Origin of the sequence: Cellulosimicrobium sp. 22598, assembly GCF_052044445.1 — a bacterium.
Lineage (GTDB): Bacteria > Actinomycetota > Actinomycetes > Actinomycetales > Cellulomonadaceae > Cellulosimicrobium > Cellulosimicrobium cellulans_G.
Genome location: NZ_JBQEMZ010000013.1, coordinates 1 through 23347 on the forward strand (window position 1 = coordinate 1; position 23347 = coordinate 23347).

The window sequence follows — 23347 nt, forward strand, 5'->3', positions numbered from 1 at the left end:
GACCCCGACCAGGTCCGCGACGAAGCGACCTACGAAGAACCACGCCGCCCGGCGTCCGGCGTGGACGACGTGCTCGTGGCGGGCGTGCCCGTCCTGCGCGACGGCAGGCTCACTACCGCCCTCCCGGGCCGGCCCCTGCGCCCCGACCCTCCCCCGGTGTCCCCCCGTCTCCGGGCCGCTCGCCGGACCCGCGCGATGTCCGACGACTTCCAGGTGCCGTCGGGCGCGGCCTCGCTCCGGCCGACGACGCGAAGACGGGCGAGCCGATGACGCTCGGGTCGGACTGCGCCCACGGCGCACCTACGGTGCCGGGCCGCTCGGACCGGAGCACAGGATGGCGGTGCAGCCCGTTCTCCCAGCCTGCGCAGCATTCACTCACCTGCGCGAGCCGGCCTTCACGGGACGTCCGACCACACGTCCTGCTTGCCTCTCGCGGTACAGGGAGAAACCTGATGGCCGACCTACGCAGGCAGGTTCCGATGCCCTTGAACGGGTTGTCGCTGTCAGCAGCAGAGGGCGCGGTGGGCGGCAACAAGTGCCTTCGCACCCGCGACCAGGTCGCTGGTGCCCATGCCGGGCTGGTACAGCGAGCCCCCGACACCGAACCCGTCCGCCCCGGCCGCCGCCCAGATGGCAAGGTTGGCTGCGCCCACGCCTCCGACGGGATAGAGGGCGATGCCCTCGGGAAGGACGGTTCGCCAGGCGCGCAGTCCGCTGGTGCCGACCTGGTCGGCCGGGAACACCTTGAGTTCTGCAGCGCCGGCGGCGAGGGCGGTGAGAGCCTCGGTGATCGTTGCGACTCCAGGCAGGCATCGCATCGAGCGTGCGAGCGCAGCGCCGATGACGGCCGGGTCGACGTGTGGGGAGACGATGAGCGAGGCGCCCGCCTCATGCGCTCGAGCCACGTCCTCGATCGTCCTGACCGTCCCGGCGCCGACTTGAACGTCCTCGGGCAGACAGGAGCGCAGCGCGGTGATGCTGCGCAGGGAGTCTGGTGTCGTGAGCGGTACCTCCAGCGTGCGGATTCCCGCGCCGTAGAGGGCGGTGCCCACGGTCGGCGCTTCGGTGGACGGCAGTCCACGCAGGATGGCGACGAGCAGTGCCGGGTCCGCCGATGAGGTCATGGGAGGGCTCCTGCGGGCGTAGGTGAAGGGACAAGGCCGACGCGCACAGCGACGTGGTGCAGTCCGCCCGCGGTGACGTCGTTGTCGGCGAGGCGAGCCTGCGTCCCGTACCGCGTCAGCGCTCGGACGTACCGCTCCTGCAGGTGCGGCTCCCCCACGACGACGGGCTGACCATGTGACGAGCTGAGCCAGGCTCTTGCGATGCCTGCGATCTCTGCACCCACGAGGAGGCCTGACAGGTAGTCCGGCACGTCGTCGGCGGGCAGCTGCCCCGTCACGGCCAAGGCCCGCGCCGAGAAGAGCGTGAGGACGGTCCCCTCGACCTGATGGTCCCAGGCGACGTCCAAGCCGCGGTCGAACGCCGACCAGCTCGGAGCCCGCGGCGCGCGCACGTCGTGACCGAGAACGGTGTGCGCGAGCAAGGCTGCGTACAGCTCGCCGGTCAGGGCTGTCGCTAGCGAGGTCAGGCGTGTGCCTCGCGCTCGCAGCCATTTGGAGTGGGTCCCGGGAAGGACGAGGACGGTCTCCTCGTCGTCAGCGGGACGGATCTGCAGGAGGACCCCGAGCGCCTGGGTCTCCTCTCCCCGGGCGACCTCGGTCAAGGCTCCCTGCGCAGACGTCACCCCGGGCAGCAGGTGCACGTCCGCGATCCGGGTGCGCACTGCGGTCAATGGCACGTCGTCTCGCGCGAGCTCGACCGGTAGCGGCAGGTAGGGCGTGTGCTGCCAGCCTTGGTCGCTGCCGACCATGCCGCTCGCGAGGACCGGGAGCCCTGGGGTGCGCGCCAGCCAGTCCCCGCACAGCAGCACCAGGGCGTCCTCGAAGGCACGCTCCCGACTATGGCCGTCAACGATCGCACGCCGGCTGATCGCCGCCACGCCGTCCTGGCTCGTTCGTCGTGCTAGCACCGTGCCGGTGTCGTCGAGGAGGTAGGCGCGGCAGGCTGTCGTGCCCCAGTCCAAGGCGACGAGGCCGGGCGTCACGACGGGCCACCGGCAGGCTGGAGCAGATGTGCGTGGACGCGGGCCCACTCGAGGTAGTGGGACACCTGCGTCTGAAGGTCGCCGGGTGACCAGCCAAGCTCTGACTGGGCGCGCTCCGACACGTAGACGCCGTTCTTCCCGTGGTCGTCGCGCGGGTCCATGTCGGCCTCGGCCACGTCGAGCGGCGTCTCGACGACGTCGACGCCGAACGCCGCGACGAGCTCGCGCACGCTGGTGCGTCGGCCGGAGGAGATGTTCAGGGTGCGTGTCGTACCCGGGTCTCCCCCATGGCGGGCAGCCTTGTGCAGCGCGTCGGTCGCACTGTCGGCACTGAGCCAGTCGCCGCACGCTTCAAGAGTCCGGGCCGTCAATCGAGCCGGTTCTCCCCGCACTGCGGCGGCCGCGAGGTGGAACGGGAGCGACATGACCGCCCGTCCACCAGTGGGTCGCTCCATCGGCCCGAACATCTTCGTCAGGCGCGTGATGGTCGTGGGCAGAGCGTGCAGCTCGGCGAAGCGGCGGGCGACGAGCTCGCTCGCCCACTTGCTGATGCCGTAGAGCTCGTCGGGGCGGGGCGCGCTCTCCTCGGTCAGCAGCGTCTCGGGCGAGGACCCGTAGACCGCGCCGCTGCTGACCAGGACGATGCGCGGCGCTTGCGGCAGACGGCGTGCGGCGTCCAGCAGGTTGACCGTCCCCTCGACGTTGACCCCGGTGAATCGGGCAGGGTTCTCGACCTCGCTGCGGGCGTCGTGTGTGACGGTCGCGCCGTGCACGATCGCGTCCGGGCTCGCCTCACGGACCGCCTGTGCTACCGCGTCGGCGTCGGTGACGTCGACGGCACGGAAGTGGGCGCGCTGGGCCTGCGGGCCAAGGTTGTCGAGAGCTGCCTGGTCGGGATCGTGCAGGTCGATCGCCGTGACCTGAGCGTCCGGCTCGGCGTCAAGGATCCTCGCCGCGAGGACGCTCATGACGAAGCCGTTGGCTCCGGTGATCAGGTAGTGCATGGGCTCTCCTTACGGTCGGTGCCGGCCGGCAACAGGAGCGGCGGCGCGCTCGCGTGCCATCGCGTGGACTGCGTCGTCGACGGTCAGGACGCCGTGCAGGCCGAGCTCGGCGGCAAGGACAGCGGCCTGCGGTGGGCGGATATTGGTCTCCTCGAGCACCGCCCTCCGGGAGAACACCTCTGCTGGGGTGCCGTCGGCAAGGACGGCTCCCTCGCGCATCGCGATGACGCGCGTCGCGTACTCGGCGACGAGAGCCATGTCGTGGGAGATGATCACCACCGTGCGTCCCAGTGCGTGATGGTGGGCCAGGGCGTCGAGGATCTTGCGGGACTCGGCACGGTCCTGCCCGGTGGTCGGCTCGTCGATGACGGCGACCTCGCATCCCATGACGAGGGTGGAGGCGATGGCAAGCCGCTGGCGCTCACCACGCGACAGGTGGACGGGGTTGGCGTCCTGGCGCCCGGAGAGTCCCACGAGGGCGAGGGTGCGGTTGACCTGATCCTCGAGTGCGGACTCCTCGACGCCGAGGTTGCGCGGCCCGTACTCCAGCTCTTCTCGGCAGGTGTCGTGAAAGATCTGTCGGTCAGGGTTCTGGAACACGTATCCGACCGTGGAGGCGAGCTGGTGCAGCTTGGTGCGCCGGGTGTCCACGATGCCGTCTCGCGTGCGCAGCCGGACGCTGCCGCCGGGGTTGGTCGGTCGCAGGAGCCCGTTGAAGTGCTTGGCGAGCGTCGTCTTGCCGGAGCCGTTCTTCCCGATCACCGCGACGAACTCGCCCTGGCCGATGGACAGCGACACCCCTGCGAGCGCGCGTTTCGTTCCGCCGTAGGTGTGCTCGACGTTGTCGATCTCGATGACCGTCTCGGTGCTCGTCATGCCAGTCTCCCCTCGTGCAGCATCGGCTCGGCCAGGTCAGCCCGGCGCCACGTGTCGACCGCCTCCTGGACGGACAGCGGCAGCTGTCCGGGCCACAGGCCCTGCTCGCGCAGCCGCAGTGCGACGTCCAGGACCTGCGGGCGCTCGGGTGCGGTCGGCCCTTCAAGGACGTCTCGCGGGGTGCCTAGAGCGCGGATGCGCCCTTCGTCGAGGACGACGAGCCGGTCGGCGTACACCGCCAGCTCCTCGACCTTGTGCTCGACGACGATGATGGTCACGCCCTCGTCGGCGAGTACGCGGATGGCGTCCATGACGTTCTCGGTCCCTGCCGGGTCGAGCTCTGACGTGGGCTCGTCCAGCAGCATGATTCGCGGGCTGAGGCAGAAGATCGAGGCGACCACGACGCGCTGCTTCTCCCCGCCCGAGAGCGCGTGGGTGAAGCGGTCGAGCAGCCGCTCGATGTCGAACAGGTGCGCCGCTCGGGCAAGGCGCCGCTCGATCTCCGGGACGGGCACGCCGCGGTTCTCCATGCCCCAGACGAGTTCCTCGCGCACGACCGTGTTGACGAGCTGGACCTCTGGATCCTGCATGACGAGCCCGACGTCCTCGGTGATCTGGGCCAACCCGTCATACTCGGAGAGCTCGCGACCAAGGACGCGGACGGTTCCCTTCAGGCTCGCGTGGTGCTCGTGCAAGGGGATGACGCCGGACAGGCACTGCAGGAGCGTGGACTTGCCTGCACCGGTCGGGCCGAGGATGCCGACGATCTCACCCTGTCCGATGGTCAGGTCGACCTCGTCGAGGGCACGGCGGTCGGCGCCGTCGTACCGGACGCTGAGGCCGGCGACCTCGATGGCTGGTGTGGTCATGTCACGTTCCTCCCAGGAACGGGGTCGGGGCCCACCACTGCACGCCGATGAGGGCGACAGCGAGCGCAAGGGTGCACAGCAGCAGGGCGGCGTCGGTGGCGCGGAAGACCGGCGAGCGGTAGTACGTGCGCGTGCCGCGCAGCCCGTATCCGCGCAGCTCCATCGATAGGGCGATGTCGCCGCTGCGCTTCATCGATCCCGCAAGCATGGGGAACAGCATCCGCACGATCGCTCGTCCGCGTCTGAACGGGTTGCTGGAGCCGCTCTCGCTGGACCCGCGCACGGCCATGGCGGTCAGCAGGGTGCGCGCCTCGTCCTGGAGCAGCGGCAGGAACCGGAACGCGAAGCTCGTCAGATAGGCGAACCGGTACGGCACACCGAGCTTGTCCAGCGCGAGGGCAATGTCCGAGGGACTCGTGGTGACGGAGAACCCGTAGAAGCAGATGCCCATCGCGAACAGCCGCATCCCGATGCCGAGCCCGAGGAGCACCCCCGAGCGGGACAGCGAGACTGAGCCGATCTGCATCAGCGCCGGGCCTCCCTGAACCAGCGCCTGCAGGAGCGTCAGCAGCGCGATCAGGGGAACGATGAGGACGAGCGCCTTCCAATAGGAGGCTGGGGTGATGCGCGCGAGCGCAGCGAGCCCGATGACGATCAGGACGGTGAGCGCGACGAGAACGTCGAGCCGGGTCGTGCTGAGCGCTACGGCCAGGACGAGCAGGATCACTGCCAGCTTCGCACGGGCGTCGGCACGGTGCAGGAAGGACCGGCCGGGACGGAACAGCATCGTGCCGCTCATCGTGCTCCTCCCGCGGACGAGATGGTCAGGTCACACCGCATCGAGGCTCCCAGCGGTGGCGCGCTCCTTGGGAACCAGGCCCGTGTTCACCAGTCGGCGCATGATCCCGTAGGTGATGAAGGAGCCCACGAGGTAGCACGGCTGGACGATGAGGATCTGCACGGTGATGAAGTCCCAGGGCAGGTGCAGGATCACGCGGTTGCCGATGCCGAACATCATGGCGTCGCACAGGCCGGCGATCTGGCCGATGACCACGACCTGCCAGAGCTTGAGGCCGCGGTCGCGCGGCTTGAGCGCCCAGACCAGCAGAGCCACCGGGACGGTGTGGGCAGCGTTCGTCAGGAACAGGAACGGTGCCATCGGCTGGGATGCGGTGAGGTTGGAGATGATCGGGTTGATCCATGCCGTGATCAAGGCGCCCGTCAGCCCGTAGAACGCGGCGGACGGAACCCAGATGGCGCACACGACGATCGCCGAGACGATCGGGATGCTCCCGCCGGTCAGGGCGAGGTCGATACGCTCGGTGATCTGCAGGATGACAGCCATCGTCAGTCCGAGGAACACGCACGTGATGATCGTGCGCGTGTCACGCGGGAGGATCTGGAACTTCCAGTTGGGCAGGACGGTCCAGCGGGTCTTGGTCTGCTGAGCTCGAGTCATGGTGTCCCTCCGGGGACGTGTCATGGTGCGGTCGTCGCTGACAGCACCTTCTGGTGGTCGCCCGTGCGCGTTCATGCCGACGAGCGATCGGGGCCGCGTTGCGGCCATGGCCCGGACCGGCGCGCGTGCCGGTGTCCGGAGGTCTGCGTCAGTGCACTCGGGCGAGCGCGCGGTTGACGAGCAGGGCGAGCTCGGAGCCGGGGCTGCTCGGGGTGCCGGCGAGGATGTCGTCCTCGGTGATGCGGGCGAGGTAGATCCCCCGGTCGCCGAACCGGTCGTGGTCGTAGGTCACGTAGATCTGGCCGTCGGGGCCGATCGCCGCGTCGGGGTAGGACACGTCGTCGCGGTCGTCGAGCAGCAGGCGGTGCGGCCAGGTGGCCCCGTCGTCGTCGCTGAGGAGAGCAGTGAGGTTGGTACGCCCCTTCCACTCCTTGACGTTGCCCTGCAGCTCGAGCTCCTCGACGGTGCGCCGCTCGCCGAAGTCGACGTGGTTGATCATGAGCAGGCGTCCAGAGGGCATTCGTCGGATGTGGAACCGCGAGCACGGGCCGTCCACGTGGCTGCGCCGGCCGGGCGACCATGTGCGTCCGCCATCGGTGGAGAATGACTCCCCCACGCCGTCGAAGCAGCGCACCAGCATCCACAGCGTGCCGTCCTGCTTCTCGACGACCATGTGCTCGTCGAAGCTGCGGTTCGGGACGTCAGCGCTGCCCCTGTACCTGATGGTCTCGCCCTGGTCGGTGGAGGCATACACGTTCGAGAACCGCTCGCCGTCGAGGGGGTGGTCCTCGGTGGGCTCGTGGCATGCCCAGATGGCGGTCGGGAAGAGCCAGGTGCCGTCGGACAGCACCGTCGGCTTGTTCATCTGCAGGCCGTTGGCGATTCGCCGCGGCGGCGACCAAGAGGGCGTGTCGTCGTCAGGGTTCTCGCTCACCGACGCCCACACCCCGACCCGGCCGTCGAAGAAGTCGCGGCTCTGGTTCCAGAACATCCACAGCCGGTCGGCCGGGTCGCGCCACAGTGCCGGGTCGTACACGCGCACCTGCGGATCGGGGTGCTCGACGACGAACCGAGGACCATCCCAGGTTCGGCCCTCGTCGTCGCTGGTTACTGCCAGGACGAAGTTGCCACCGGTCTCCGTCTCCATCCCCGTGTACCAGTCGACGTAGAGACGGCCACCGGCCGTCCGCTCGATCGAGGGGATGCCCTGCCACATGCGGTGCTCGTCCTGGAACCGGTCCTCGGTCGGGTTGATCAGCACCCGTGCCGGAACCATCGTGCCTGAGGCCACCATCTGCTCCTGCCGTCGTTGCGTCGTCGATCCGACGGTCGTTTCCGTCGACGGCGGCAGTCTGCACACCCGATCAGGCGTCTGTCAATTCTGACTAACGCCGACCAGGTCAGCGTCGAATGACATCGGGCACGGCCTCGACCCAGCCGAGGAGGCGCTCGACGAGAGCGCCACCGCTTCCCACCAGGGCGTTCTCCGCCGCTGCGATCATGTCGTCGAAGTGCGCCTCCATCGCTGCCTGAGCACCCGCGGGATCGCGAGCCTCGATGCGCTCGAGGACATCCCGGTGCTCGGCGACGACACGCTCCTCGTCGCGGCGGGTGGACAAGATCGCGTCGAGCACAGCCTCGACCCGGTCCAGGTGCGGGGCCAGCATCATGTCGGCGGCGAGCTTGAGCATCCGATTGCTCGCCAGCTCCACCACGCCGCGATGGAACTGAAGACCAGGCTGCTCGATCATCGGCATGCTCCCGACCGCGTTCGCGTGATCGGAGCACAGCCGTCGCAGCTCGGCGACACCCTCACCGCTGGGATTGCGGGCCGCGTCGGCAGCCACAGCGCTCTCGACGGCCTGTCGTGCGCGCAGCAGGTCGAGCAGGTCCTGAACATCGCGCACCGCGTGCTGCAGCGAGTCCGACGTCCGCTCCGCCAAGACCGCCTCTGCGGCGCGGCGCCGCCCCTCTGCCGAAAGGGTGCGCCCCTTCGTCCCCGCCGGGGTCGTCCACCCGCGCCGATCCATCTCGCGCAGGAGGCGAGACACGGAGGATTCGCTGAGGACCATCCCACGTGCCGCGAGCTCGCGTTGGGCGTTGCGCGTGCCCACGGGAACGTCCGACGTCGAGATGGCGTGCGCCAGAGCGAGCATCGCGCCTTCGCGATCGTTCATGTGTGTCCTCTCCAGGCCCGTCCGCTTGACGCGGATGGCGAGTCGGGGCCATCGTTGGCCGATGTTGGTCAGATGTGACTAACGAACACCACGCATTCTAGTCGGCGCGTCGGCGACCGACATCACCCCGACGGAGAGACACGCGATGACAACGACGCACCCTATCGAGCAGCCCTATCCGCGCGACCTCTCCGGCTATGCCGGGCGTCCTCCGCACGCGGGGTGGCCGGGCGGGGCGAAGGTCGCCGTCTCGTTCGTCATCAACCTTGAGGAGGGCGGGGAGAACAACGTCCTGCACGGCGACGCTGCATCCGAGGCGTTCCTGACCGAGGAGCCGACGACCGCACTGTCGGGTCGTCGTAACCTCAACGTCGAGTCCCAGTACGAGTACGGGACTCGTGCTGGCTTCTGGCGCCTGCATCGCCTGTTCGCCGAACGCTCGCTGCCCGTCACCGTCTTCGGCATCGCTGAGTCGATGCGGCGCAACCCGGGCCTTGTGGCGGCCGCGCAGGAGTCCGGCTGGGAGATCGCGTCGCATTCGCTGCGCTGGATCAACTATGCCGAGGTGGGCTCCGACGTCGAGCGCGACCACATCGCGCAGGCCGTCCGCATCCACACCGATGTCGCCGGAGAACCGCCCGCCGGGTGGTACACCGGTCGCAACAGCGACAGCACCCGCCGCCTGGTCGTCGAGCACGGCGGATTCCTCTACGACTCCGACTCGTTCAGCGACGACCTGCCCTACTGGGTCGACGTCGACGGCATCGCCCAGCTCGTCGTCCCGTATACGCTCGACAACAACGACGGACGGTACGTCAACACCTATGGCTTCCAGTCCGAGTCCTTCTCCGCGTATCTGACCCGCGGCCTGGAGCAGCTTCTCGAAGAGGGCGCCGATAGCCCCAAGATGATGAGCATCGGACTCCACCTGCGAATCTCCGGGCGGCCCGGGCGCGCAGGCGACCTCAAGCGCTTCCTTGGCCTGGTCGCCAGCCACCCCGATGTGTGGGTCGCGCGACGCATCGACATCGCGCGTCACTGGCGATCGGTCCACCCGGCAAAGAACTGGCTACCGGACAGTGCCGACCCCTTCGCCGACATGTCCTAGGCAGCAGGCGTGCTCCCCCATGGTGGCCCAGACGACTTCCGTCCCATGGTCGAGCAGATTCCCGCACGGCGACATGGTGTGCATGACGTGCAGGCCGCCTGGAGGGTGTGGCACCTCCCAGAGACCCGCAGCCGAACCTCCAGTTAGCCCGGTGCGCGCCGCTCGCTGCGCTGTCTCTGTGATGCCCTTGCTACCGAACTTTGCATAACCGCAGGTCAGAAGACTAGATGCGGACGAGCCGGTCTGTACGCCGGGTTCTGTTCCCGCCGCGAGGTCGCCCTCGCGCGGGCGACGGTCATCCATCTAGGCCCTGCGTCGCCGCAGGGCTCGAGCGGTCTACCCGACTGTGCTTCTCCGAGGAGAATCGGGCGGGCAGCCCTCAGACACAGTCTGTCTGACCTTGCTCCAGGTGGGGTTTACCGAGCCGGGCCGGTCACCCGGCCCGCTGGTGGTCTCTTACACCACCGTTTCACCCTTACCGCGCCGGGCCGAGCCGAAGCCCTGCCTGACGTGGCGGTCTGTTCTCTGTGGCACTGTCCCGCGGGTCACCCCGGGTGGGCGTTACCCACCACCTTGCCCTTCGGAGCCCGGACGTTCCTCGGCGAGGAGCACGAGGCCCCTCGACGCGACCGTCCGACCGACTCGTCCGCGCCAGCAAGATTACCGCTCCCGAGCGGCTCGGCGGACCATCGACCGGCCCACCGGAGGGGGCGGCGGCCCCGTAGGATGGCCCGCCCCCTCAACATCCCGCTCCCGGAGGTCTGTCGTGCCCGCCCCCGCCGTACCGTCCGCCCCCGACGCACCGACCGCGGCGACCGCCGGGGACACCTCGGGCGAGCTCGCGCGAGAGCAGGAATTCCTGGAGAACGCCCGCGCGCAGCTCGCCCGCATGCGCGAGCAGGCCGGGTCGCTCGACGCGCTCGCGGGAGACCGGGTCAGCGCCGAGTACCTCGAGGCGGCGCTCGCCCGTCGGCTCGCCCAGCTCGCCGACGACCCCGAGGTCCCGCTCTTCTTCGGACGCATCGACCTCGACGGCACCGGCCACGAGCCCGCCGAGGTCTTCCACATCGGACGCCGCCACGTCTCCGACCCCGAGGGCGACCCGCTCGTCGTCGACTGGCGCGCCCCGGTGAGCACCCCCTTCTACCGCGCCACCCGCACCGAGCCGATGGGGGTCGCCGTCCGCCGCCGCTACGGCTTCCAGCGCGGCGCCCTCACCGGCTTCGAGGACGAGGCGCTCACCGCCCCGGGTCCCGGCGCGGAGTCCTCCGCGATCCTCGAGGCCGAGATCGAGCGGCCCCGTACCGGGCCGATGCGCGACATCGTCGCCACCATCCAGCCCGAGCAGGACGTCATCGTGCGCAGCGGGATCGACCGGACCGTCGTCGTGCAGGGCGCGCCCGGCACCGGCAAGACCGCCGTCGGGCTGCACCGTGCCGCGTACCTGCTGTACTCCCACCGGGAGCGGGTGAGCCGCGCCGGCATGACCGTCGTGGGGCCCAACGCGAGCTTCCTGCGGTACATCCGCGACGTCCTGCCCGCCCTGGGCGAGGTCGACGCGACCCAGACGACCGTCGAGCAGATCGTCGCGGTGCACGGTCGCCTGCGCCGGACGGAGCCCGCGGACGTCGCGCGGCTCAAGGGCGACGGGCGCATGGCCGAGGTGCTCCGCCGCGCGGTGTGGTCGCACCTCGTCGAGCCGTCCGAGGCGCTCGTGCTGCCGCGCGGTGCGCGCCGCTGGCGCGTCGCCGCGCACGAGGCCCGCGAGTGCGTGGCGCAGGTGGTCGGCCGGGAGCCGCGCTTCGACGCGGGCCGCGACCAGCTGCGGCACGCGCTCGCGCACCGGATCCTCGTGCAGATCGAGGAGTCGGGCGAGGCGCTCGACGAGCGGGCGTGGGACGCGCTCGCGCGCACGCGCCCGGTCCGGGACTACACCGCCGCGGTATGGCCGAAGGTCACGCCGACGGCGCTGCTGCACCGGCTCCTCGTCGACCCCGCGTTCCTCGCCGCGAGCGCCGACGGCGTCCTCACCGCGACGGAGCAGGAGCTGCTGCGCCCGCTCCGACCGTCCCGCACACCGGGCACCGCCCGCTGGACGCTGGCCGACCTCGTCCTGCTCGACGAGGTCGCGGACCTGCTGGCCCGCGGCGCGTCGGTCGCGCACGTCGTGGTGGACGAGGCGCAGGACCTGTCGCCGATGATGCTGCGCGCTCTCGGGCGCCGGGCGCGCACCGGCTCCCTGACGGTGCTGGGCGACCTGGCCCAGGCGACGACGCCGTGGGGGGTCTCCTCGTGGACCGACGCGCTGACGCACCTCGGCAAGCCCGACGGCCACGTGGAGCAGCTCACCGCCGGCTTCCGCGTCCCCGGCGACGTCATCGAGTACGCGGCCCGCCTGCTCCCGTCGATCGCGCCGGACCTCGACCCGCCGGTCGCCGTCCGCCGGGCGCGGGGCGAGCTCGTCCTCACCACGGGGCCGCTCGTGGACCTGGTCCGCACGGCGCTCGCGCAGGAGGGGTCGGTCGGTCTGATCGTGCCCGACGCCGGCACGGACGCCGCGCGCGCTGTGCTCGCCGCGGCGGGCCTCGCCTTCGCGGTCGTCGGCGAGGCGTCGGACGACGACGGCGCGGTCGAGTTCGACGCGCGCCTCGACCTCGTTCCCGCGTCGCTCGCGAAGGGGCTGGAGTTCGACCACGTCGTGCTGGACGACCCGGAGGGCGTCGTCCGGGGCGAGCCCGACCGGGTCACGGGGCTGCGGCGGCTGTACGTCTGCCTGACCCGCGCGGTGACGTCGCTCGCCGTCCGCCACCGCGACGACCTGCCCGCCGAGCTCCGCCGTCCGTGACGGGCGCCCCGGCGCGCGGACGGACGCTCCGGGGACCGTCGTGTCGGACCTCGTCGGTAGGGTGCCCTGGTGGCCACAGCGACTGCGACCGACCCTGCTCTCGACGTGCTCCGGCGGGTCTTCGGGTACGACGCGTTCCGGGGCGAGCAGGCGGCCGTCATCGACACCGTCGTCGGCGGCGGCGACGCCCTGGTGCTCATGCCCACCGGCGGGGGCAAGTCGCTGTGCTACCAGATCCCGGCCCTGGTCCGCGCGGGGACCGGCGTCGTCGTGTCACCGCTCATCGCCCTCATGCAGGACCAGGTGGACGCCCTCGCGGCGCTCGGCGTCCGCGCCGCGTTCCTCAACTCCACGCTGTCCTCGGAGGACCGCCGTGCCGTGGAGCGCGCGCTCGTGGCGGGTGAGCTCGACCTGCTCTACGTGGCGCCGGAGGGGCTCCGCAGCCGCGCCACCCTCGATCTGCTCGACAGGACGCCGATCGCGCTCTTCGCGATCGACGAGGCGCACTGCGTGTCCCAGTGGGGCCACGACTTCCGGCCCGACTACCTCGAGCTCTCGGTGCTGCACCGACGCTGGCCGTCCGTCCCGCGCATCGCGCTGACGGCGACGGCGACGGCCGCGACGCGGGCCGAGATCGCCCAACGCCTCGACCTGGAGGGCGCACGGCACTTCGTCTCGAGCTTCGACCGGCCCAACATCACCTACCGGATCGTGCCCAAGGACCGGCCGGAGAAGCAGCTGCTCGACCTGCTGCGCACCGAGCACGCCGGGGACGCGGGGATCGTCTACTGCCTCTCGCGTGCGTCGGTGGAGAAGACCGCCGCGACGCTCGTCGAGAACGGGATCCAGGCGCTGCCCTACCACGCCGGGCTCTCCGCGTCGGTGCGCGCCGCGAACCAGTCCCGGTTCCTGCGCGAGGACGGCCTGGTCATGGTCGCGACGATCGCCTTCGGCATGGGCATCGACAAGCCCGACGTCCGGTTCGTCGCGCACCTCGACCTGCCCAAGTCCGTCGAGGGGTACTACCAGGAGACGGGGCGCGCCGGGCGCGACGGGCTGCCGTCCACCGCCTGGCTGGCCTACGGCCTGGCCGACGTCGTGCAGCAGCGCAAGCTCATCGCGACGTCCGACGGTGATGCCGCGCACCGGCGCAACCTGGGCCGGCACCTGGACGCGATGCTCGCCCTCTGCGAGACCGTCGAGTGCCGCCGCGCCCAGCTCCTCGCGTACTTCGGCCAGGAGCACCCGGGGGGCTGCGGGTCGTGCGACACGTGCCTCGCCCCGCCCGAGTCCTGGGACGGGACGGTCGCCGCGCAGAAGGTGCTCTCGACGGTGTTCCGTCTGGACCGCGAGCGCGGGCAGAGCTTCGGCGTCGGGCAGGTCGTCGACATCCTCCTCGGCCGGGACACGGAGAAGGTCCGACGGTTCCGGCACCAGGAGCTGTCGGTGTTCGGGGTCGGGAAGGACCTGTCCGAGAACGAGTGGCGGGCCGTGGTGCGTCAGCTCCTCGCCCAGGGGCTGCTCACGGTCGAGGGCGTGCACGGGACGCTCGTGCTCACCGCGGCGAGCGGGGAGGTCCTGGCCCGGCGGCGCGAGGTCCGGATGCGGCACGAGCCGGCACGTCCGGTGCGTGCGGCGAAGGCACGGAAGGCGGCCGCCGCCGCCGAGCTGGCCGAGGCCGACGTCCCGCTCTTCGAGGCGCTGCGCGCCTGGCGTGCAGGGGAGGCGAAGGCCCAGGGCGTGCCCGCGTACATCGTGTTCGGGGATGCGACCCTCCGCGGGATCGCGACCGCCCGACCCGGCTCGCTCGAGAGGCTCGCGCTGGTGAGCGGCGTCGGCGAGAACAAGCTCGCCCGGTACGGCGACGCGGTGCTGGCCGTCGTCGCCGAGGCAGGATGAGCCGGCGCGCACCGGGCTCGGAGCCGCCCCCGGCCGCCTGAGGCGAGGGAACGTTCCCGGGTTCGCCCTCAGACGTCGACGCGGTACGACAGCGCGAGCTCGTCGCCGCCGACCCCGCGGATGCCCCAGTTCTCGCGCGGGCTCTCGAGGATCACGAGCTCCACCTCGTCCACCGTCAGGCCGAGCGCGGGCACCACGTCGTCGTACAGCGCCGCGACCAGCGCGCGCTTGGCCTCGCGCGTGCGGCCCGTGAAGCACACGACCTCGACGACGAGGTACGCGTCCGAGCGGGGGGCGACCATGTCGCCGTCGTCCAGGAGCAGGAAGCGGTGGAACCGCTTGTCCGGCGGGAGCTGCCAGGTGCGCACGAGCGCGTCGTGCAGCGAGTCGGACACCTCCGTCCGCCGCTCGCCCCACACGCTGCGCCGTCCGTAGATCTTCACCTGGGCCATCGGGCGAGCGTAGCCGTGACGCACCCCACGCCGTCGTCCCTGGTCACACTCCGCGACGACGCGGCGAGCGCTCGTAGAGTGGCCGCGTGCTCGTGCTGCTCCCCCCGTCCGAAGGCAAGACCCCCGCGCCCGACGGCGCCGCGCCGGTCGACCTCGCCGCGCTCACCTCTCCCGCCCTCACCGCGCACCGTGACGTGGTCCTCGACGCGCTCGCCGCGGCGAGCGCACGCCCGGACGCGCACGACGTCCTCGGCACGACGCCGGGGCTCGCCGACGAGGTGCGCCGCAACACGTCACTGCGCACCGCGCCCGCGGGCTCCGCGGCCGACGTCTACACGGGCGTGCTCTACGGCGCGGCCGACCTCGCGGGCGCGCTGGCGTCCGGCGGCGAGGCCGCGCGACGCGCGCGCGAGGACGTCCGCGTCGTGTCGGCTCTCTGGGGGGCGCTCTCCCCCGCCGACCGCGTTCCCGCCTACCGGCTCTCCATGGCCGTCGACCTGCCGGGCGTCGGGAAGCTCGCGACCGCGTGGCGCCCGCACCTGGCCCCCGTGCTCGACGCGCGCGCGGCCGGGGACGTCGTCGTCGACTGCCGGTCCGCGACGTACGTGGGCGCGTGGAAGCCCGCGGTCTCCGGGCCGCGCTCGGCCGACTGGGTCGCGGTGCGCGTCGTGCGCGAGCACGCCGGGAAGCGCATCGTCGTCTCGCACAACGCCAAGCACACGCGCGGCGTGCTCGCCGGGCACCTCGTGCGCCGGGCTGCGGCGTCGCCGTCGTCGGCCGAAGGGCTGCTCGACGCCGCAGGCGAGCTCGTCGGCACGGTGATCGGCACCGAGGTGGGCTCGGGCCTGAGCTACCGCCTCCTGCAGACGACGCTCCACGACGCGACCTCCCGGAGCGGGCCGCGCACGCTCGAGCTCGTCATCGCCTGAGCGACCGCCCGCCTCCACCCCGGTCCCCGCTGCGACAGCACGGGACCCGGTCCACAGTGGACCCATGGTCTACAGCGAGGATCTTGCCGAGCGGATCCGCGCCGCCCTGGGGCCGCGCGCACCGTTCGACGAGCGGAAGATGTTCGGCGGGATCGCGTTCCTCGTCAACACCCACCTGGCGCTCGGCGTCACCCGAGACGACCTCATGGTGCGGGTCGGCAAGGACGGCACGGACGCGGCGCTCGAACGCGGCGGAACGGTCATGGAGATGGGGGGTCGCCCGATGACGGGCATGATCCTCGTCGACGGCGCGCGGGTCGCCGACTCGGTCGAGCTCGACGCGTGGGTCGCGACGGCCGTCGAGCACGCCCTCGCGGAACCCGCCAAGGCGAAGAACCCCCGGAAAGGGTGAACGCGCCGCGGCGGCGCCGGACTCCGCCGAGGTAGAGCCCGCTGCCCCGAGGTAGAGCGCGCGGAGCTCTACCTCGCGACCGGCGGTTCTACCTCGCGGAGGACGGACGTCAGAGGTCGCTCGGGACGCCCTGGGCGGTGAGCTCGCTCGTGCCGTCGGCCCACAGGCGCAGGATGCTCACCGACGCAGGCGGGACGCGCACGCGTGACCACTGCGACGGCGGCGCGCCGATCGCCGTGCCGATCGCGGCGCGCACCTGCACCGCGTGGCCGACGACGACCGCCGTCCGGCCCGCCGGTCCCGCCCCCGCCAGGAGCGTGTCGACGAGGTCCTGGAGCCCGTGCCAGACGCGCGCACCGACGTCGGCGTACGACTCGCCCCCGGGGGCCGCGGTCGTGCCGGTCGTGTGCCAGGCGTGCAGTCGGCCCGGCCACGCGGCGTCGACCTCCGCGGCGGTGAGCCCCTCCCACTCCCCGAAGTCGACCTCGGCGAACCGGTCGTCCGTCGTGACGTGGACGCCGAGCCGGCGACCGACCGCGCGCGCCGTCTCCTGCGCGCGCACCATGGGCGAGGCGACGATCGTCGTCGGTCGCGGCAGGTCGGGCCAGGCCTGACGGCCGACCCGGAACACGAGGTCGGCCGCCTGCGCCGCCTGCGTGCGGCCCCGCGCCGTCAGCGACGGGCCCAGCACCGACGACCCGCTGAACGCGCCCGCGACCGTGAGCGGCGTCTGCCCGTGGCGCACGAGCACGACGGTGAGCGCGGGCGCGTCGTCGAACCGCACCGCGGCGCCCGACGGGCGGGCGGGGGTGTCGAAAGCGGCCGACTCCCCCGGGACCTCGGCGGGCGCGTCGGCGGCGGCGGGGTCGGGCTCGTCGTCGCCGGCACCCGGCGTTGCGCCCTCGGGCGGGTAGTCGCGCGCGACCGTCCCGGCCGTGTCCATCGCCTCGTTCGCGAGGGCGTCCGCGGCGGCGTTCTGCGCGCGTGGCACCCACTCGTACGCGACCTGGCCCGCCGGCAGCACCGCGGCGGCCTCGGCGGCGAGGCGGCGCATGTCGTCGTGCTTGATCTGCCAGCGGCCCGACATCTGCTCGACGACGAGCCGCGAGTCCATCCGGACGGTCACCCGCGCGTCCGGGTCGATCTCCGCCGCGGCGCGCAACCCGACGACGAGGCCCGAGTACTCGGCCACGTTGTTCGTCGTCGTCCCGAGGAACGCGGCGCGCTCGGCGAGGACCTGACCGCTCTCGCCGTCGCGGACGAGCGCGCCGAAGCCCGCCGGGCCGGGGTTCCCCCGCGACCCGCCGTCCGCCTCGACGACGAGGTGCCGCCGACCGTCCGCGCTCACGCGCCGGCGCCCTCCGGCCGCACGACGATGTGGCCGTAGTCCTCGAGCCGCACCACCTGGTCGGGCGCGGCGGACGTGATCGCCGCGAGCTCGGCCGGGCTCAGCGAGACGTTGAGCCCGTCGACGTGCTGGCCGCGCAGCGCGACGACGCCCCGGCCGCCGTTCTGGTCGCGCACGCGCTCGTACAGGGCCAGGAGCCCGGCGTCGAGGCCCGCGACGGCCTCCGTGCGCTTGCCTGCGACCTGGCCCGCCTCGGCGTCGAGCTCGGCGAAGCGCGCGTCGCGCGCGGCCACGACCTCGGCCTTCGCGGCCTCCAGCTCGGCGTTCGCGGACTCGAGCTTCGCGAGCGCCTCCTCGTGCGCCTCCAGGCGCTCCATGACGTCGAGCTCGACCTCCTCGAGCACGCCCTGGCGGCGCGCGAGGGACTCGAGCTCCGCGACGAGCGCCTGCGCGTCCTTGGCCCCGACCTGTCCCGAGTCGAGCCGCGACCGGTCGCGCGCGGCGCGCGTGCGCACCTGCTCGACGTCGGTCTCGGCCTTGGTGAGCTCGCGCTTGAGGTCGCTCACCGCGGTGCGGGACTCGACGAGCTTGCCCCGCAGGTCCGCCATCTGGGCGTCGAGCTCGGCGATGCGCGCGTGCTCGGGCAGGTTCTTGCGCTGGTGCGCGAGCTGCTGCGCCCGCGTGTCGAGCTCCTGGACGTCGAGCAGGCGGAGCTGGTCGGCGGGCGGTGCGGTGGCCACAGGTGGTTCCTTTCGTGGGCCCCGTGCGGGGCCGCGTGCGGGGTCGGGGCGTCAGGCGTGCGGGGCGTCGGGATCGGCTGGCAGGTCGGCCGGCACGGACGCGATCCGTGCGGTCCACGGGTCCGTGACGAGCGTGCTGACGCGCGTCTCGACGGCCGTCCCGGGCTGCTCGCGCGCGAGGGCGCGCGCGAGGTCCTCGGCAGCGTAGCGGAGCCACGGCCACTCGGAGGCGTAGTGCGGCACGTCCACGAGGAACGGCGTCCCCGCCTCGCCACCGCCCTCGAGCCGGGCGCGCTCGCGCAGCTCGGAGACCGGGTGGTGGCGCAGGTCCGACGTGAGGTAGACGTCGGCGCCGCTCGCGCGCACGGCGTCGAACAGCGAGTCGCCCGACCCGCCGACCACGGCGACGGACTCCACCGGGGCGTCGAGGTCGCCCGCGACGCGCACGCCCTGGACCGTGGGCGGGAGCACCTCGGCGACGCGCTGCGCGAAGCCGCGCAGCGTCGTCGGCTCCGCCAGGCGCCCGACCCGGCCCGTCCCGGTCGACGCCGCCTCGTGCGGCGACGGTGCCGGGTGCGCGACGAGGGGTACGCGGTGCAGCAGGTCAAGGGCGTCCGCGAGAGCGTCGGCGACGCCGCGCTCCGCCGCGTCCGCGTTGGTGTGCGCGACGTACAGGCCGCAGCCGCCCCGGATGAGCCGGTGGACGAGCGAGCCCTTGAACGTCGTCGCGGCGACCGAGTGCACGGGCCGCAGGAAGAGGGGGTGGTGCGTGACCAGCAGGTCCGCGCCCCAGGCGAGCGCCTCGTCCGCGACCTCCTCGACCGGGTCGACGGCGAACAGCACCTTGCGCACGGGCGCGCCCGGGTCCCCGGCCACGAGGCCGACGGCGTCCCAGGCCTCGGCCGTCGACGGCGGGTACAGCTCGTCCAGCGTCCGCACGACGCGGCCGAGCGTCGGGTGCGCGGCGCCGTCGGCCGCGGGGTCGGCGCGCGAGGCGTCGGCGGTCGTCGTCTCGGTCCTCGGGTCGGGCGCGACGGTCATGGCGGCAGGCTATCCCGCGCGGGACGCCCGGGTACCGTCGGACATGGTTTGATGGATTGCGCAATCCATCATCCCGCTGGAGGACCCGTGCCCCGCACCCCCCGCCCCGACCGGCCCGACGACGGCGCTCCCGGCGACGGCGCCCGCGGCACCGACGAGGCCGCTCCCCTCTACCGCATCAAGGCCGAGCTCTTCCGGTGCCTCGCGCACCCGACCCGCATCCAGGTGCTCGAGGTGCTCGCGGCCGACGCCGACCACACCGCGGCCGTGTCCGACCTCTTGGACGTCACCGGGTGCGAGCCCTCCCAGCTCTCCCAACACCTCGCCGTCCTGCGCCGGGCCGGGGTCGTCACCTCGACCCGCAGCGGCAACGCGGTCGAGTACCGCCTCGCCGAGCCCCTCGTCGCCGAGCTCCTCGTCGTCGCGCGCGCGTTCCTCCTGTCGAGCCTCGCGGGCGCGTCCGACCAGCTCGAGGCCGCGCGGCGGCTCCCCGCCCTGCCGGGAGCGTCGGCCCGCGCCGTGCTCGACGCCACCACGTCGAACGCCTCGGCATGAGCCGCCTCGCCGCCGTCCGCGACCTGCTCCCGCGGCGCTCCGACTACGACCTGCGCCCCCGGACCCTGCGCGCCGACCTCCTCGCCGGGGTCACCGTCGGCGTCGTCGCCCTCCCGCTCGCGCTCGCGTTCGGCGTCAGCTCCGGCGTCGGGGCCGCTGCCGGGCTCGTCACCGCCGTCATCGCCGGGGTCGTCGCCGCCGTGCTGGGCGGGTCGAACCACCAGGTCTCCGGCCCGACCGGGGCCATGGCCGTCGTGCTCGCGCCGATCGTCGTCACCCACGGGCTGGGCTCGGTCGCGCTCGTGACCGTCCTCGGCGGGCTCGTCGTCCTCGTCGCGGGGCTGGCCCGGCTCGGTCGGGTCGTCACGTTCATCCCCTGGCCGGTCGTCGAGGGCTTCACGCTCGGGATCGCCTGCATCATCTTCCTCCAGCAGGTCCCGGCCGCGGTCGGGGTCGAGGCTGCCCCCGGCCACAACACGTTCGTGACCGCCGTCGGGGCCGTGCGCACCGCCGTGACCGACGTCCCGCCGGCCCCGGTCCTGTGGACGCTCGGGTGCGTCGCGCTCGTCGCCGCGACGATGCTGCTGCTCCCCCGCCTCCACGCGGCGATCCCCGCGTCGCTCGTCGCGGTCGTGCTGGCCACCGTCCTCGTCGAGGTGCTCGGCGCCCCCGTCCCCCGCATCGGCACCCTGCCGTCGTCCCTGCCCGCGCCCGTCCTGCCGACGTTCACCCCCGGCGCGCTGCGCGACCTCGGCGGCGCCGCCCTCGCGATCGCCGCGCTCGCGGCCATCGAGTCGCTGCTGTCCGCCCGCGTCGCCGCGTCCATGGTGCAGACCGGGTCGCCCGGGGGCTCCGTCTACCAGCCCGACCGCGAGCTCGTCGGGCAGGGCCTCGCGTCCGTGGCCAGCGGCCTCTTCGGCGGCATGCCCGCCACGGGAGCCATCGCCCGCACCGCGGTCAACGTGCGCTCCGGCGCCCGCACGCGGCTCGCCGCCGTCGTGCACGCCGTCGTGATCCTCGCCGTCATCTACCTCGCCACCGGTCCGGTCTCCCGGATCCCGCTCGCCGCGCTCGCCGGCGTCCTCATGGTGACGAGCTTCCGGATGATCGGCGCCCGCACGATCCGCTCGGTGCTCGGCGCCGGGCGGTCCAGCGCGGCGACCTTCGTCGTGACCGCCGTCGTCACCGTCGCGTTCGACCTCGTGCAGGCCATCGAGATCGGCATCCTCGTCGCCGCGTTCTTCGCGCTGCGGACCGTGGCCAGCGCCTCGGCCGTGCACCGCGACCCGCTCCCCGGGCCGGCCCAGCCGGGCGACGAGCACGTCGCGCTCTTCCGTCTCGAGGGCTCCATGTTCTTCGGCGCCGCGGACCGCGTGCTCACCGAGGTGACCGACGCCTCGACGGACGACGACGTGGCGGTCGTGATCCTGCGGCTCTCCCAGCTCCGCATGGTCGACGCGACGGGGGCGAAGGCGCTCGGCGAGCTCGTGGAAGGGCTGGAGGCGCGCGGCGTGACCGTGCTCGTCAAGGGCGTCCAGGAACGGCACCGGTCGCTCCTCACGAACGTCGGGGCGCTCGCCGAGCTGCGCCACGAGAACCACCTCTTCGACACGCTCGACGACGCGATCGAGCACGCGCGCTCGCACGTGCGCCGCGCCGCGCGGGGCACCGACGTCCCCCAGGTGCGCGGGCTGCGCCCGTCGACCTGACCCGCTCGGTACGATGCGCCGATGCAGCGCACGGTGGGCCGTCGTGCCGGGGTCGCCGGTGCGGCCGTCGGACTGGTCCTCCTGGTCGGGTGGCTGGTCGGCCCCGTGCTCTGGGTCGAGCTCGACGAGGCGGGCACACCCCCGGTCCCGACGTTCGCCGACGGCATCCAGGTCGTCCATGAGGAGACGGGCTGCGGCTCGGGCGGCTGCTGGCGCGAGCTGACGCTCTCGTGGTCCGGGCACGACCGCGACGCCGTCCGCGCGCGAGTCGGCCTCGACGGCGCCGGGCGGCGGTGCGACGCGATGTCGGTCCTCGACCGGCGGGTCCGGTGCGTGGGGGAGGTCGACGACGAGGCGTCCGACGCCTCGCTCCGCGTCGACGTCGGATGGCACCGCCCGCTCGGGCTGTGAGCGTCGTGCCCGCCGCATAGCGTGGTCGGATGCACGAGTTCGTGCGAGCCTCGCCCGACGCGCTGCCGCCCGGCGTCGTGTCGATGGTCGGGTACCGCCTGCGGACGGAGACGACGGACGGCACGCCGACCGTCCACCGCGGCCTGCCGTCGCCGTGGCTCACGCTCGTCGTGAGCACCGCGGGCGTCGTCCCGACCTCGCCCGGGCCGGACGACGTCCCGGTGCGCTACGAGTCGCTCGTCGGCGGCCTGCACACGCGCCCGGCCCTGATCCACCAGCCGCGGGAGCAGGCGGGCGTGCAGCTCGCGCTCGACCCGCTCGCCTGCCGGGCTCTGCTGGGCGTGCGCGCCGGCGACCTCGGCCTCGTCGAGGACGGCGACGCCGTCCTCGGACCCGCCGCCGCCCGCCTGCGCGAGCAGGCCGCCGAGGCGGACTCGTGGGCCGCCGCGTTCGAGGCCGCGCGCGCGGCCTTCGCAGGCCCGGGCGACCCGCCTGGCAGCCCCGGAGCCCTGCCCGTCCGCGCCGACGTGCGCGCCGAGGTCGCGGAGGCCTGGCGCGTGCTCGTCCGGACCCGGGGCCGGGCGCACGTCCGTGACGTCGCCCGGCACGTCGCCCTCGGCGAGCGGCAGCTCGAGACGCTGTTCCGGGCCGAGCTCGGCGTCACGCCCCGGGCCGCGCGCGGCCTCGTGCGGTTCGACGCCGCGCGCCGCCAGGTGCAGCGCCTCGCCCTCGGCCGGGGCGCGCGGACGCTGGCGGACGTCGCCGCGCTCACCGGGTACGCCGACCACTCCCACCTGGTGCGCGACTTCCGCCGGTTCGCCGGCACGAGCCCGACCGCCTGGGTGCGCGAAGAGCTCGGGAACATCCAAGCCGGCGGCCACACCGACGGGCCAGGGTGGGGACATGAGCATCCACGAGAGCACCCGCACGACCGCTGACACCTCCCCCACCGCCGCGGCGCCGGCCCCGGTGCCCGATGTGCCGCCGCCGTGGGTCTGGCCCACCCTCCAGGCGCACGACGCGCGCGGCCTCGTCGCGTTCCTCACCGACGTCGTCGGGTTCGTCGCGACGACCGTCATGGCGGGCGACGACCGCGACGTCGCCCACGCCCAGCTCGACTGGCCGCACGGCGGCGGGATCATGCTCGGCAGCCACTCCCCCGACCGCGAGTGGTCGCGCGAGCCCGGCACCTGCGGCACGTACGTCGTCGTGCCCGACGACGAGATCGAGGCGCTCGACACGCGGCTCCGCGAACGCGCACCGGGAGCCGGGGGACGCGTCGTCGTCCCGCTCCGGGACACGGACTACGGGAGCCGCGAGCTCGTGCTCCAGGACCCGGAGGGCAACCTGTGGTCGTTCGGCACCTACCGCGGTGAACCGCGGCGGTGAGGTCGCCGGGCGACGGC

Annotated in this window: 23 protein-coding genes, 1 other RNA gene and 1 pseudogene; 11 read left to right on the forward strand and 14 right to left on the reverse strand. The window is 72.9% G+C overall.

Features of this window, described 5'->3' with window-relative positions; translation table 11 throughout:
- Positions 1–270: pseudogene (locus ACTJIY_RS14575) on the forward strand (hypothetical protein); the annotation flags it as partial.
- 233 nt (positions 271–503) lie between these two features.
- Here the strand turns inward: ACTJIY_RS14575 and ACTJIY_RS14580 are convergent.
- The 9 genes from ACTJIY_RS14580 to ACTJIY_RS14620 form a co-directional block, all read right to left on the reverse strand.
- A complete protein-coding gene (locus tag ACTJIY_RS14580; protein WP_253050184.1) occupies positions 504–1124 on the reverse strand; it encodes a 2-dehydro-3-deoxy-6-phosphogalactonate aldolase in 621 nt (206 codons plus the stop codon).
- Positions 1121–2107, reverse strand: a complete 987-nt coding sequence (locus tag ACTJIY_RS14585) for a 2-dehydro-3-deoxygalactonokinase (RefSeq protein ID WP_440674541.1) — start codon at positions 2105–2107, stop codon at positions 1121–1123. The genes ACTJIY_RS14580 and ACTJIY_RS14585 overlap by 4 nt, the downstream gene beginning before the upstream one ends.
- Complete coding sequence (locus ACTJIY_RS14590; protein ID WP_440674540.1) at positions 2104–3111, reverse strand: NAD-dependent epimerase/dehydratase family protein; 1008 nt, start codon at positions 3109–3111, stop codon at positions 2104–2106. The genes ACTJIY_RS14585 and ACTJIY_RS14590 overlap by 4 nt, the downstream gene beginning before the upstream one ends.
- A gap of 9 nt (positions 3112–3120) precedes the next feature.
- Positions 3121–3987, reverse strand: coding sequence for an energy-coupling factor ABC transporter ATP-binding protein (locus tag ACTJIY_RS14595; protein WP_440674539.1), 867 nt, complete (start codon positions 3985–3987; stop codon positions 3121–3123).
- Entirely contained in the window at positions 3984–4856 is an 873-nt protein-coding gene (locus ACTJIY_RS14600; RefSeq protein WP_353709028.1) for an energy-coupling factor ABC transporter ATP-binding protein, read from the reverse strand. Before ACTJIY_RS14600 ends, ACTJIY_RS14595 begins: the two co-directional genes overlap by 4 nt.
- A 1-nt stretch (position 4857) precedes the next feature.
- Complete coding sequence (locus tag ACTJIY_RS14605) at positions 4858–5655, reverse strand: energy-coupling factor transporter transmembrane component T family protein (protein WP_440674538.1); 798 nt, start codon at positions 5653–5655, stop codon at positions 4858–4860.
- A gap of 30 nt (positions 5656–5685) precedes the next feature.
- Positions 5686–6315 (reverse strand): hypothetical protein, encoded by a 630-nt coding sequence (locus tag ACTJIY_RS14610; protein WP_253050196.1) that lies wholly within the window; start codon positions 6313–6315, stop codon positions 5686–5688.
- A 148-nt stretch (positions 6316–6463) separates the two neighbouring features.
- Positions 6464–7606 (reverse strand): sialidase family protein, encoded by a 1143-nt coding sequence (locus ACTJIY_RS14615; RefSeq protein WP_440674537.1) that lies wholly within the window; start codon positions 7604–7606, stop codon positions 6464–6466.
- A 109-nt stretch (positions 7607–7715) separates the two neighbouring features.
- On the reverse strand, positions 7716–8492 hold the full coding sequence (locus ACTJIY_RS14620; RefSeq protein ID WP_253050200.1) for an FCD domain-containing protein: 777 nt from the start codon (positions 8490–8492) through the stop codon (positions 7716–7718).
- A 145-nt stretch (positions 8493–8637) separates the two neighbouring features.
- Between ACTJIY_RS14620 and puuE the strand changes: the two genes are divergently transcribed.
- On the forward strand, positions 8638–9600 hold the full coding sequence (gene puuE, locus ACTJIY_RS14625; RefSeq protein ID WP_440674536.1) for an allantoinase PuuE: 963 nt from the start codon (positions 8638–8640) through the stop codon (positions 9598–9600).
- Positions 9601–9830: 230 nt separating this feature from the next.
- Here puuE and rnpB read toward each other — a convergent pair.
- Positions 9831–10245, reverse strand: an RNA gene (gene rnpB / locus ACTJIY_RS14630) — RNase P RNA component class A.
- Positions 10246–10366: 121 nt separating this feature from the next.
- Here rnpB and ACTJIY_RS14635 point away from each other — a divergent pair.
- Entirely contained in the window at positions 10367–12445 is a 2079-nt protein-coding gene (locus ACTJIY_RS14635; protein ID WP_440674535.1) for a HelD family protein, read from the forward strand.
- A 69-nt stretch (positions 12446–12514) separates the two neighbouring features.
- Positions 12515–14344, forward strand: coding sequence for a DNA helicase RecQ (gene recQ / locus ACTJIY_RS14640; RefSeq protein ID WP_440674534.1), 1830 nt, complete (start codon positions 12515–12517; stop codon positions 14342–14344).
- A 68-nt stretch (positions 14345–14412) separates the two neighbouring features.
- On the opposite strand, the gene ACTJIY_RS14645 is transcribed toward recQ, so the two are convergent.
- Entirely contained in the window at positions 14413–14796 is a 384-nt protein-coding gene (locus ACTJIY_RS14645; protein ID WP_440674533.1) for a tautomerase family protein, read from the reverse strand.
- Positions 14797–14882: 86 nt separating this feature from the next.
- Between ACTJIY_RS14645 and ACTJIY_RS14650 the strand changes: the two genes are divergently transcribed.
- Positions 14883–15725, forward strand: a complete 843-nt coding sequence (locus ACTJIY_RS14650) for a YaaA family protein (RefSeq protein ID WP_440674532.1) — start codon at positions 14883–14885, stop codon at positions 15723–15725.
- A gap of 64 nt (positions 15726–15789) precedes the next feature.
- Entirely contained in the window at positions 15790–16137 is a 348-nt protein-coding gene (locus tag ACTJIY_RS14655; protein ID WP_439157801.1) for a TfoX/Sxy family protein, read from the forward strand.
- A gap of 109 nt (positions 16138–16246) precedes the next feature.
- Here the strand turns inward: ACTJIY_RS14655 and ACTJIY_RS14660 are convergent, their stop codons facing one another.
- The 3 genes from ACTJIY_RS14660 to ACTJIY_RS14670 are packed head-to-tail and all read right to left on the reverse strand — an operon-like array spanning position 16247 to position 19266.
- The gene (locus ACTJIY_RS14660; RefSeq protein ID WP_439157802.1) at positions 16247–17485 is read right to left on the reverse strand and encodes a bifunctional RNase H/acid phosphatase; all 1239 of its coding nucleotides are present in this window, start codon (positions 17483–17485) and stop codon (positions 16247–16249) included.
- Positions 17482–18225, reverse strand: coding sequence for a zinc ribbon domain-containing protein (locus tag ACTJIY_RS14665; RefSeq protein WP_439157803.1), 744 nt, complete (start codon positions 18223–18225; stop codon positions 17482–17484). Before ACTJIY_RS14665 ends, ACTJIY_RS14660 begins: the two co-directional genes overlap by 4 nt.
- A 51-nt stretch (positions 18226–18276) precedes the next feature.
- A complete protein-coding gene (locus ACTJIY_RS14670) occupies positions 18277–19266 on the reverse strand; it encodes a Nif3-like dinuclear metal center hexameric protein (protein ID WP_440674531.1) in 990 nt (329 codons plus the stop codon).
- An 87-nt stretch (positions 19267–19353) separates the two neighbouring features.
- Between ACTJIY_RS14670 and ACTJIY_RS14675 the strand changes: the two genes are divergently transcribed.
- Genes ACTJIY_RS14675 through ACTJIY_RS14695 form a run of 5 tightly spaced genes read left to right on the forward strand, consistent with a single transcriptional unit; the run spans position 19354 to position 23330 of the window.
- Complete coding sequence (locus ACTJIY_RS14675; RefSeq protein WP_440674530.1) at positions 19354–19821, forward strand: ArsR/SmtB family transcription factor; 468 nt, start codon at positions 19354–19356, stop codon at positions 19819–19821.
- Positions 19818–21530 carry a SulP family inorganic anion transporter gene (locus tag ACTJIY_RS14680; RefSeq protein ID WP_440674529.1) on the forward strand — a complete coding sequence of 571 codons (1713 nt, stop codon included), beginning with the start codon at positions 19818–19820 and terminating at the stop codon, positions 21528–21530. The genes ACTJIY_RS14675 and ACTJIY_RS14680 overlap by 4 nt, the downstream gene beginning before the upstream one ends.
- A gap of 21 nt (positions 21531–21551) precedes the next feature.
- A complete protein-coding gene (locus ACTJIY_RS14685) occupies positions 21552–21941 on the forward strand; it encodes a hypothetical protein (protein WP_440674528.1) in 390 nt (129 codons plus the stop codon).
- Positions 21942–21970: 29 nt separating this feature from the next.
- Entirely contained in the window at positions 21971–22879 is a 909-nt protein-coding gene (locus tag ACTJIY_RS14690; protein WP_440674527.1) for a helix-turn-helix domain-containing protein, read from the forward strand.
- Positions 22845–23330 carry a VOC family protein gene (locus tag ACTJIY_RS14695; RefSeq protein WP_253050226.1) on the forward strand — a complete coding sequence of 162 codons (486 nt, stop codon included), beginning with the start codon at positions 22845–22847 and terminating at the stop codon, positions 23328–23330. The genes ACTJIY_RS14690 and ACTJIY_RS14695 overlap by 35 nt, the downstream gene beginning before the upstream one ends.
- Positions 23331–23347: the final 17 nt, after the last annotated feature.